The 11,544-nt window shown below is 61.9% G+C and carries 5 protein-coding genes; 1 reads left to right on the plus strand and 4 read right to left on the minus strand.

Annotation, left to right across the window (positions count from 1 at the left end):
* Positions 1 to 1,022 precede the first annotated feature (1,022 nt).
* The 4 genes from ACSSVZ_RS27160 to ACSSVZ_RS27175 are packed head-to-tail and all read right to left on the minus strand — an operon-like array spanning position 1,023 to position 10,232.
* Complete coding sequence (locus ACSSVZ_RS27160; RefSeq protein WP_453973997.1) at positions 1,023 to 1,643, minus strand: invasion associated locus B family protein; 621 nt, start codon at positions 1,641 to 1,643, stop codon at positions 1,023 to 1,025.
* Between the two features lie 59 nt (positions 1,644 to 1,702).
* Positions 1,703 to 3,019: an EAL domain-containing protein gene (locus tag ACSSVZ_RS27165; protein ID WP_453973998.1), complete on the minus strand. Its 1,317-nt coding sequence runs from the start codon at positions 3,017 to 3,019 to the stop codon at positions 1,703 to 1,705.
* Positions 3,020 to 3,040: 21 nt separating this feature from the next.
* Positions 3,041 to 4,798 (minus strand): ShlB/FhaC/HecB family hemolysin secretion/activation protein, encoded by a 1,758-nt coding sequence (locus tag ACSSVZ_RS27170; protein ID WP_453973999.1) that lies wholly within the window; start codon positions 4,796 to 4,798, stop codon positions 3,041 to 3,043.
* A 52-nt stretch (positions 4,799 to 4,850) separates the two neighbouring features.
* Positions 4,851 to 10,232, minus strand: coding sequence for a beta strand repeat-containing protein (locus tag ACSSVZ_RS27175; protein WP_453974000.1), 5,382 nt, complete (start codon positions 10,230 to 10,232; stop codon positions 4,851 to 4,853).
* 583 nt (positions 10,233 to 10,815) lie between these two features.
* On the opposite strand from ACSSVZ_RS27175, the gene ACSSVZ_RS27180 reads away from it, so the two are divergent.
* On the plus strand, positions 10,816 to 11,505 hold the full coding sequence (locus tag ACSSVZ_RS27180; protein WP_453974001.1) for a hypothetical protein: 690 nt from the start codon (positions 10,816 to 10,818) through the stop codon (positions 11,503 to 11,505).
* The last annotated feature ends 39 nt before the right edge of the window (positions 11,506 to 11,544 follow it).

Genomic DNA, 11,544 nt, shown 5'->3' on the forward strand with positions numbered 1-11,544 from the left:
AATGCGCTGCCACCAATCACGATGGCAGCCTAACCAAGGCAGAAATCCACTTAGCGATCGCCCGGAAACTGTTCAGACAAACCGAGCCACCTCTAGCTTCTCATGTGCATGGCTCGATCGTCCAACCCCGGCGAAGGGGCGCTCCAACATCTGCGAGAGTTTCAGACACGCCGGCAGTCCCGCGCCATCCTCCGCAGCGTCAGGCCTCGCGCCGCCACCGACGAACCGAGCAATCACTCGTCGGAGCTGCCCCGCGCCTTTCGCGGCGGTCCCGAGCGGATCTGACAGAACATCTGCCGTGGCCCGCCCGCACCGATCGTTCCGTTCCGAACCGGAGAGCCGTAACGTCGCTCCGCGCCCATTCCGTCCTTGCTGACAACCCCGCCCCTGACCAGCAGCTGGTCCGTTCCCGAACGGGTGCAACGGCGGTCGGCATCGGGCAGGCCAGGCCCCTGCCTGGCCGGCCGCAGCTGCCGTTGCCCCGCCATTCTTCGATGAAGCGACGCACCGCGGTGATGCCGCAGAACAGATGATGCTTGTTGATCTGAGCCTTTCGTCCTGAGTGGGTTCGCCCGGGCCCCCGGCGACGCCATTATGCCTACCCCCCGGCCCCGATCGAGCGCCGGCGATCCAACCAGACCATCATGCGGCGGCCACGGATCTCCCGGTACGTCTGCTCAGCACCCTGGCGCAAGGCGAAGACTGTCTCGCAGCCAGCCCCCGGCGCGAATACCATGCGTAGCGCAAAGCATCGTTGCTGGAAACGGTGATAACACGCACCCAGACGCGCTGAGACGGGCATCGCCGCTCCGCGAAGCCCGTCCTCCGACACCATGCTCCCGACAGGCGCCGGGTACCCGCGCCGGAACGCGTCCACCCACCCCCCGAAAGCCCCGCACGTTGACCAGCATGGGCCCGACCGACCCCGGGGACAGGCGCGCGAAGCCTACCAATCCGCGGCACCCGTCCCTGCCCCCTCGGACAGCCCCTGCAGCGGCAGCCATGCGCCTGGCGCGCGCCCCTTACTTCCGCTTCGCACTCAGTGCCGCAAAAGCCTCCGAAAACCCATCCCATGAGACCGGGACCTGAGCGACACTTCCCCCTGCGGCCACAAAGTAAATACCGCTCGGACGATCAGCCTCCTTCGAGGAAAAGGATTTGATCTCCTCTCCACTTAAGGCGACCGATGCGAAGCATTTCATCGCGTAGCACCGCTTCCATTCGAGATTTCGGCGGCCTGCGTCGTTTTGAGCTGCGGTTCCGAGATAGACCTCGCCCGGCAAATCCACATTGACCGGAAGCACCGCGGTAATACGGAAATCACGCGAGTCCTCATCGGGACCGACGGCCAGATAGGCGATCGGCTCGGCGACACCTTCCGCAAGGACGGTCTCGACAATTTCACAGACATCCGAATCGGAGCCTTCACCGCCGTCGGAAGCCCGCACACGGACGCAGCGCAGCGACCAGGCACCGTAAGTGGCTGTCGTTGCAGATGGCGCCGTATCGTCGGCCGCGACGGTGGTGGCCGGCTTGCCGGGCGGCACCTGCGCCATCGCCGACACGGGGGTGCCGAAGACAAGACAAAGGAAAATCAACCAAAACGTCTTTCCAATCAAATGCACGCCATGCTCTCCAGCCATTCGCGTCCCATCGCCACCTGTCTTCCAGCAACGAGCGGACCGCATCTTGCAAATAGGATTCATTGCCAGGCCAAACTCAAACTCTCTTCGTTGTTCCTGCTGAGGATCCAGTTAAACCCCTCCGCCGGCATCGGCTTGGTGTGATAAAATCCCTGCGTATAACGGCACCCCTCCGAGCGGAGAAAACAGAGTTGCTTATAATTTTCGACGCCTTCCGCGACGACATCGGCAGACAGGCCGCGCCCAAGACTGATGATGGATCTTATGATCGATCTGTTGACAGAATCACTTTCGATTCCGCTGACAAACGATCTGTCTATTTTGATCTTCTTGAATTCGCACAGCTTCAGGCTTGCCAGGGAAACGAACCCGGTGCCAAAATCGTCGAGTGACAGCGTAATTCCCGAATCGGAAATATATTTCAGCGACCCCACGATCCCTGGATCGTTTGTGAGAAGCGCGTTCTCGGAGACTTCCAGCTCGACGCTATCGAACAGACCGCTTTTCGCGATGAGCCCAACGATCTTTTCGATATGGGCCCTGTCCTCGAGTTGCCGGGGCGACAGATTTACCGAAACCTTGAATAGATTTTCTTTTCTCCTGAACCGAACGAGCTCGTCGATGCTTTTGCTGACCACCCACTCCCCGAGGCGCAGGGACAGGTCCCCGTCATCGATCGCATTCAAGTTCGGGAGGAAATCCCCCGGCGGCAACAAACCCAGCTGGGGGTGGTTCCAACGAAGCAGACCTTCGGCACAGACGATCTTGTTTGTCAGAATATCCACCTGCGCCTGAAAGTGGAGTTCAAATTCATTGTTCTTCATGGCGCTTTCGTATTCAGATTTTTTCCAGAGAAAATGCCCCATCGACCAGATTGAACTCGGAATCAGCCGCGCGACGCGCCGCCTCGACGATTTGGCTCCTCTCAGCGCGAGCACCGCGGATTTCAACAGTTCCTGGAGATCACTGGATTCGTCGATGTCTTCGGAAATTCCGTACATGCAATCCACATGCACGCCCCCTCCGACGTTGCTCACGTCGAGTTCTATGCGCGAAAGCCAGCCCTCGACTTCCTTCGTCTGGAAGAGGTTTCCATTTTCAATCGAGACGTAGATCAGGAACTGCTCGATACCGACCCGTCCGACAAAATACTGCTTTCCGAGCATCGCCATGAGCCGTGACTCGGCGGCATTTATCACCGCCTCGGCGGCGTTCACGCCATGCAGAACGCTGATCTCGTAATAGCAATTGAGATGGATGATGATGCACACCGTCTTTCCACGGCTGGACGCCGCCTTGAAGCGACTGGCGACATTTTCCCAGAGCTCCGGACCAGGCAACGTCCCTACATCGAAATGACTTGAGTAAATGGCCATTTTTCACATCCACGAATATCTTCAGAAAGATGCGCCCACCGATAAGTTTACTCGATCCTGATGTCCGACCACCGAATCGGAGCCATGAGCATATTCCAGGCTCACGACAGCGTTTCTGAGCCCGCTCGCTTCGTTCAAGGCTATCCGTAGTCCCAGTCCGACGGCGGCAGCTTGTTCTGTACTGGTTTCGAACGCCGTCGGGTCTTCCAGCTGGACGATACCGGCCGCGGCAAAGGCGTATGGCCAGATCGTCGTATCGAGCCACTTGGCAGCGCCGAAATTGGGCATCTGTACCGGCATCGATACTTCCAGCCGGCCGACCGCGCCGGTATCCCCGCTCACCGTTCCCTGGTCGTAGGATGAAATCTGCCCGGCGCCGCCGATGCTGATCTGTTCGGATGCAGGCAATGCCTTGGCAAACGACGTCTGCGCGACTGCGGACACCTGGAAGAGGGCAAGGCCGTTGAGGATCCGCTGCGAGTAATTGAGCGACCCCGCGAGCTTCTGGAAATTGGGTTGGGCGCCGTAGCGGCTGAGAGGCAGGTCATCGGTGCCGCTTCTGGCGCCAAACGCGTCCAGGCCGACCGAGAACGTCGCCGTACCCGACAGCTGGCTGCTCGCTCCGAACAGCCACGAGCCCTCCTGTTGCAGGCGGATCACCCGGAGCCTGTCCTCGGAAAACGGCACCTGCTCCCCCGGCACCACCAGCGTCTGCGTTTCGTTGGTGACATCGAATATGGCGGAGACGGTCAGATTGACGTCGCGCGAGCGGACCAGCTCATAGCCCAGTCGCGTCGAGAGGCGCTGGAAATGGTCGCTGATGAGAAAGCCGTAATCGTTGTCCGGATTGGTCTGGCTGTCGACGCCTTCGATGTTCAGCCAGGCCCCGTCGTGGCCGAGCGGCAGAATGAACCCGGCTGCGATCTGCCGATTGCGCGGATCCGACGAGAGCATGTTGGCGTCGTCGGTGCCGGGATAGCCGTTCACGCTGAAATAGGCCGTCTCTCCAAGCCCGAAGAGACTGTTGAAGCGCACGTTCGCGCCGGCGCTCACCGTCCCCAGATTCTGCGAAAGCCCGTTGTTGACGCCAATCCCGCCCTGGACCGGCCGATAGGTGCCGTTGACGACGATGACCGTCCCTCCCGCGGTGGCACCCGCCTTCAGGGTCGACCGCAGATTGGCGCCCGCGGTGTCGGTCGCCAGAAGCAGGCGACGCTCGAGTTCGGCCTTGCGGACGCCTCGCTTGCCGACGAGGGGCTCGAGCGTTCCGTACACTCTGCCTTTCACGTGCGGCGACAACGCCGACACATCGATGGCTTCCACATAGCCGTCCGTGACGACGAACCGAACCGGCATGCCGTCGCGGACGACTTGCGGGGGCAGGCTGACACGCACGAGGAGGTAACCCTCCCGCGCGTAGGCGGCCTCGAGAGCAGCTGCCGCCTCGAACAGTTCGGCGGCCGAAACCCGGCGCCCCGCGATCCGCGCCCGTGCGGCCTCGGAGGCAGCCGCCAGCCGCGGCAGCTCACCCTCCACGACGAGGTCGGACGGCGACACGAAGACGGCGTCGGCCCCGGCGGGAGCGGTCAGTCCGACCGAGCCGGGAAGATCGAACCCGCCCCCGGCTGCCTTCTCCATAGGAGGGGCATAGGTGGGCTGGACGATCTGACCTGCCGTCTGGGCCGAGGCAGGCGACACCCAGAGCCCGCCGGCAAGGCCGAGCGTCAGCAGTCCGAGAGGCCATTTCTTCCGGTCTGCACGAGATTGACAGTGCTTCATCGCAATTTACTTCCAAAGAGAGCCGCGCCCACAGCTTGAATCTCGATCCTGTCTACTGCTGTCCGCATGCGCCGCTCAGCTCGCTCATGCCCATACACGGATCTTCTCCGACGGAGGCAACGATCTCTCCGTCGCTGCCTGCGTAGGTGAGGAACTCGGTTCTCTGCGCGGACGGTGAGCCGCCGCGTCCGAACACCGTTCCGCTCCGCTGGGCCGCAGCCCCTCCGACCTGCTGGGTCTCGGTGCCACCGAGCAACGAACCCGTAACGATCAGGCTGGACGCACCGGACATCGCGGTCACCCCGGCGGCCGCTTCCGTGGGCGTTGCCCCGACGATCTGGGGAACGCCCGGAAAGACGGGATTGGACGGGACGTAGGGGTCGCCGCCGACACCCGGCTCGTAGGGAACGGTCGGGTCGCCGCCGCCACCCGGACCGTTCGGCGAACTCCCGTCGATCGTCAGCGTGCCGGCGAGGTACGCGATCTGGTAGTTGCCGGACGTCAGTCCGGCCGCGGTGATGCTGTAGGTGCCAAAGTCGACCGCCCCCTGCGCGCTGCCGCCATAGACGAGCGCCCCGCCAAGACTTGCCGCCGTTTCACCGTTGGCAAAACCGGAATAGGTCACGCCGTTCCCGCCGGAGAAGGGCAGGCCGTCATAGACCTTGGTGTCGCTGTTCGCCGTCACCGTCAGCGACGCCCGCGCCACCGTCAGGGTGCCCGGCGCGTAGGAGATCGTGTAGTTCCCGGACGTGTAGCCCGCCACCGTGACCCCGTAGGAGCCGACGTTCACCGCACCCTGGGAGGTGCCGCCGTAGACCAGCGTCCCGCCCAGCACGGCGCCCGTCTCGCCGTTCGCCAGCCCGGTGTAGCTCACCCCGTTGCCGCCGCTGTAGGCGAGCCCGTCGTAGGTCTTGTTCGCCGCGTTCGCCGTCACGGTCAGCGGCGCCCGCGCCACCGTCAGCGTCCCCGGCGTGTAGGAGATCGCGTAGTTGCCCGACGTGTAGCCGGACCCCGTGATCCCGTAGGATCCGACGTTCACCGCCCCCTGGGAGTCGCCGCCGTAGACCAGGGCCCCGCCGAGGACGGAGTCCGTCTCACTGTTCACGAACCCGCTGTACGTCACCCCGTTGCCGCCGCTGTAGGCAAGCCCGTCGTAGGTCTTGCTGGCCGCGTTCGCCGTCACCGTCAGCGGCGCCTGGGCCACCGTCAGGGTTCCCTGCGCATAGGTGATCGCGTAGTTGCCCGACACGTAGCCGGACCCCATGATCCCGTAGGTCCCGGCGTTCACCGCCCCCTGGGCCGTGCCGCCGTAGACCAGGGCCCCGCCGAGGACGGAGTCCGTCTCACTGTTCACGAACCCGCTGTACGTCACCCCGTTGCCGCCGGTGTAGGCAAGTCCGTCATAGGTCTTGCTGGCCGCGTTCGCCGTCACCGTCAGCGGCGCCTGGGCCACCGTCAGGGTTCCCTGCGCATAGGAGATCGCGTAGTTGTCCGACGTGTAGCCGGACCCCATGATCCCGTAGGTCCCGGCGTTCACCGCCCCCTGGGAGTCGCCGCCATAGACCAGGGCCCCGCCAAGGTTGGAGACCGACTCAGTGAGCACGAACCCGCTGTACGTCACCCCGTTGCCGCCGCTGTAGGCGAGCCCATCGTAGGTCTTGTTCGCCGCGTTCGCCGTCACCGTCAGCGGCGCCTTGGTCACCGTCAGGGTTCCCGACGCATAGAAGATCGCGTAGTTGCCCGACACGTAGCCGGACGGCGTGATCTGGTAGGACGACCCGACGTTCACGGCCCCCTGGGAGTTGCCGCCATAGACCAGGGCCCCGCTGAGGACGGAGTCCGTCTCACTGTTCACGAACCCGCTGTACGTCACCCCGTTGCCGCCGCTGTAGGCGAGCCCATCGTAGGTCTTGCTCGCCGCGTTCGCCGTCACCGTCAGCGGCGCCTGGGTCACCGTCAGGGTTCCCGACGCATAGAAGATCGCGTAGTTGCCCGACACGTAGCCGGACGGCGTGATCTGGTAGGTGGACCCGACGTTCACCGCCCCCTGGGAGTTGCCGCCATAGACCAGGGCACCGCCGAGGACAGATTGCGTCTCACTGTTCACGAACCCGCTGTACGTCACCCCGTTGCCGCCGGTGTAGGCAAGTCCGTCATAGGTCTTGTTCGCCGCATTCGCCGTCACCGTCAGCGGCGCCGGCGTGATGGCGAGTTTTCCCACCGTATAGGTGATGAGGTAGTTCGAGTTGTCGATGTGGTTGATGTCATAGTTGTTTCCGACCGGTGACGACGCGGTCGCCGCCGTCGTAAGCCCAATCGTATTGCCGTTGACGAGATTGCCCGCGGTCACGGTGTAGGTGAGCGCCGGGTTTGCGCTCCCGTAGGTTTTGCTTTTGTCGTCCGCGGTAAGGGAAATCGGACGCTTGTTGATCGTGTTCGTCAGCGACCCGTCAAACAGGATAGCCCAGCCCAGTCCAGTCGTGTCGGTCGCACTCCAGCTGATGTTCCGAGCTGCAGCCGTGGTCCCGACGGACTCTGTGCCGCTGGCAGCCAGCGTCTGCGCCACGGAAACCGAGACGTTGCCAATGTTCTTGATGCCGAGCTGATAGGTTTTCTTGATGCCGAGCTGATAGACATCCGGCGCGCCCGACCACAACGAGCCGACGGCGGAGGTCGTCGTGTCGCCATAAGTCTGCGTCCCGTTCGCCTCCCTGATCCACATGATCGGATCGATGGTGTAGAGCCCGGGCGCGTTGCCGGTTGTCGGAGCCCACGTCGAAGTGAAATCGAACCCCGCCGCCAGACCTTTGGTCATAAACGCATTTCTGTCGTTAAACTCAGCGTTCGTTGCAGCAATAAGTTGCGCTTCAGTTAATCCAGTATGCTCGTAGATCACAATACCAGTAGAGAATCTCTCTGTATTATACACAACATTCGTAACAATGGAATTTTGCACTAATCCAGCGATAATTCCCCGCCTGAAACTCGATTGTGAACTAAAAGTGATCGCAGGCGTTGCAGTTGCTTGATTTATACGACCGTCAACAAGAAAACCGACAATTCCACCGCTATATGGATCGGCTCCATCATTCCTACTAATAGTACCATTTACGTATACATACTCCGTCAAGCCACGCGACAACCCGGCAATACCCCCTACACTGACAGTTCCTTTAACATTTCCCGAAAATCCAGCATATCGAACTATGTTACCAGCGGCATTGAGCTGACCTGCAATCCCTCCAATATTAGCAATTCCGCTAATTGTGGCATAGATTTTAGAATAATTGACGGTTCCAATATCATGCAGCCATCCAACAATACCTCCGACGTTGTCTTGTCCTTGTATATGCCCTGTGGTGGTTACGTTGAGTATGATCCCGGCACTTTCTCCGGCGATACCTCCGGTGGAATTATTCCCGATTATATTGGCATTGACGAGATGAACGTTCTTCACAACACCTGTAGTACCGCCGCTGCCAATGGCGTTGTTGATATTTCCAAACAACCCTACACCGACATCCCCGGGACGGTTTATAGTCAGATTCGATATTTTATAACCTTGACCGTCGAAGGCGCCGGTATAATTGCGTATCGGATCGAAGCCACCGGCCCATCCGCTGGTCACGCTCGCATCGATATCTTTTCCGAGCGCGAAATTCTTGGTTGGGTGATCACGGACGAACTGCAGGTCATTGACATTATTGACCAGCATGTAGCCCGTTTTGCTTCCCGCACCGAACGCATCGAAAGATATTGGGAACGTGTACCTCGCGCTGGTGGCGCCCGGCATTGAATAGTAAAACTCCGAGGTTCCTGCCGCGCCGATGAGCTGCGCTCCGTTAATTATATATATGAGCCCGTCGTTATTTGCGTCCGAGTCGGCCCTGACGACGAAACGGGCCCCGGATCCAAGGTAATTTATATTTCCGCCGAGGTTGACATGGCGATGTGCCCTGAGGACCAGCTCGCGACCGTCGGGGATATCGATCTGGCCAAGGACAGTTATATCTCCGGGCTGGCCTCCACCACTTCCCGTCTGGACGACGATATTTGCGCCGGTCAGCGCTAAGTTGAGCGCACCGACGTTGAGATTGGAGCTGTCGGCGGCCGAGCTGAAGCCCGACAGTCCGAAGCTGGGAGCAGACGTGATGGTCAGATCGTAGGGGTCGAGCAGCAGCGTCCCTGCCGTCCCGTCCTGCGCCCGCAGGTCCGTCAAGCCGGCGTAGGCCAGCCGCGCCTTGCCCGACACCTCGGCGTCGCCGCCGGCGCCATGGCCGGCGCCGCGCGCGGTGATGAGGCCCTCGAAGGTCGTCAGGTCGTCGGCCCACACCACCACGCGGCCGCCGTCGCCGGCGACCGTCGCGTCCGCCCGGATCACGCTTGCGGCGTCGACCGAGGTCTGCTCCGCCCGCTGCAGGCCGCCGGAGCCCTGCCAGTCGCCGCCGATGCGGACGCTGCCGCCGCCGTCGGCGCCCGACGCGTCCACCTCCGCCGCCTTCAGCGCGACGGCGCGGCCCGTCACCGTGATCTTGCCGCCCTTGCCCGCCTCCGCCGTCGCCCGCACCTTGCCGGAGACGCTGACCGCGCCGCCGGCGCCGCCGCCGATGACGATCGCGCCGTCGCGCCCTCCGACCGTCCGGGCCTCGACCTCGCCGGAGATGTTCACCGCCTGACGCGCCGCCTGACGCGCCGTCGCCGCGCTGATCACCACCGAGCCGCCGTCGGCGGAGATCCGGCCGCCGCTTTCCACCAGCGCCCCGTTGCCCTCCGCGCCGTTTCTGGTCGGCACCGCCACCTGCAGGAAGCCGTCGCCGGACAGGTCCAGGGCAGCCTCCTCACCCGATCCGAGCCCGACCTTGCCCAGCGGAACCGAGATCACCCCGTCGTTCTTCACCGTGCCGCCGATGAGCGCGGCATAGCCGCCGCGGCCGACGGTGATCGTGCCGGAGTTGGTGACCGGCGCGGACGCCCCGTTCCCCTTGAAGCGGAGCCGGCCGGCCAGAAAGTCCGAATCCGCGACCCCCAGGGTCGAGGCCACGAAGCCGCCCCGCGCGTCGACCCGCCCCGACGGGGTGATCGCGATGCCGTTCGGATTGACCACGTAGACCTGGCCGTTGGCGGAGAGGGTGCCGGCGATGCTGGACGGCGTTGAACCGGTGACACGGTTCAGGATCGCCGACTGCGATCCCGGCTGGGCGAACGTCACCGAGTTGCCCTGTCCGATCGAGAACCCATTCCAGTTGACGATCGCCCGGTCGGAGCCCTGGGTGACGGTCATCGCCCCGCCCGACTGCTGGATCCTGACCTGACCCGCGGCAACCTGTCCGCCCGTCGGGAGCTCCCCCGCGTGCGCGACACAACCGACAAGGACAACCCCGCTCAGTGCCGTGGTGGCGAGCAGGGTGCGGGTGAAAAAGCGACTGCGGAACATAGACACAACCTTTGATTCTGGCGGCCCGGCCTGACCGGTGCCCCGACCTTCAGCGACGGCTCACGCCCCTCCCCCAACAGACGCAAGCGAAATGCAAGATATCTGACGAACCCGTTAGCTTTCTAATATTCTTGAAGGCTTTCTGTAAGTAATTACCTCATCACTCGCCACTTGATGCCCGAATCGCGAGGTACTGTCAATTATTGAAGCCGCGATGTCGCAAAGATATGACGAGCCTTGGGCGCATTCGTTTTATGATTATTTGAATTTTGTTTTGATTTGTGGATATCTCTGGACCTGATCCACTCGAATACGTAACAGACGCCTTCGCGCGCGAGCGGCACCGATCGACAGGAAGGCAGATGAGGGACAGGTGCGGGTTTGCCGCGCGCACGGCATCAGACGGCTTCGGCGTGCCGGCAACGGTCCGCGGACGTCAGGCGCCCGGGCGCGGCGGCGCCAGCTCCGGCCGGCCAGTTGCGGCCGAGCCCGCCGCTGCATCGTCTGTCGCCCGCACCCGCGTCCAACCGGCAAGCAATCGATGATCAATTTGACGACAAGGCGAGCTTAGGAGTTTCCATCGATGAGATCCGCCGGCAACACGGACATGATCTTTGATCAGTATGTCTCTGAAAAAATCAGATCGAGATTCCATGTACCGGATCCTGGCCAGTACATTCTATTTCTCATAAGGGGAACTTCGACGGATTGCGCGTCATTGAAATTGACCGCGCCGGCAGTGTGCTTGTTCAACGTGCAATACGGCGAGCTTGCCGGAGATGCGAAGCACTATGGTCCCGCCAGGCTTCGCTTTGCCGACAACTCTGAATGGATGCTGGTCCGCCAGCGCACGGAACTTGCCCATGCCGATCTGCCCGTGGGCGACGGCAGGTCATTTCGGGTGGTGAGTTCGTTTGGCCTCAACGTCTATCTCATGCGCTCGGAGACCCAGACTGCGAACCTTTGCTCGGAAGCATCCCATCTGCGCACCCAGTATAAATCGGATTCAGTCAATGCGGCGTCCCGGGCAATCGGACTCGTACAGACTGTCAATTCGATCTTGATATCTGACAATGGCACGCTTCATTCGCACTATCGCGAGATCGATTTGAGTCGGATATACTCGGCCAAGGACATCATAGACATGTCGATATCTGACGACATATCTATTCCCGAAATCGCCCGTCGCGCCGGTTTAAGTCAACGAGTATTGTCTGAGAGCGCGTTTGAGAAGGGGGTTGGTTCATTGCCATCGGCGCAGGAGGGTAGCTGAGGCGGCAATGGTGATGAGGGTTTCGGCAACGTCGGTGAT

The sequence above is a fragment of the Amorphus sp. MBR-141 genome (assembly GCF_053628695.1).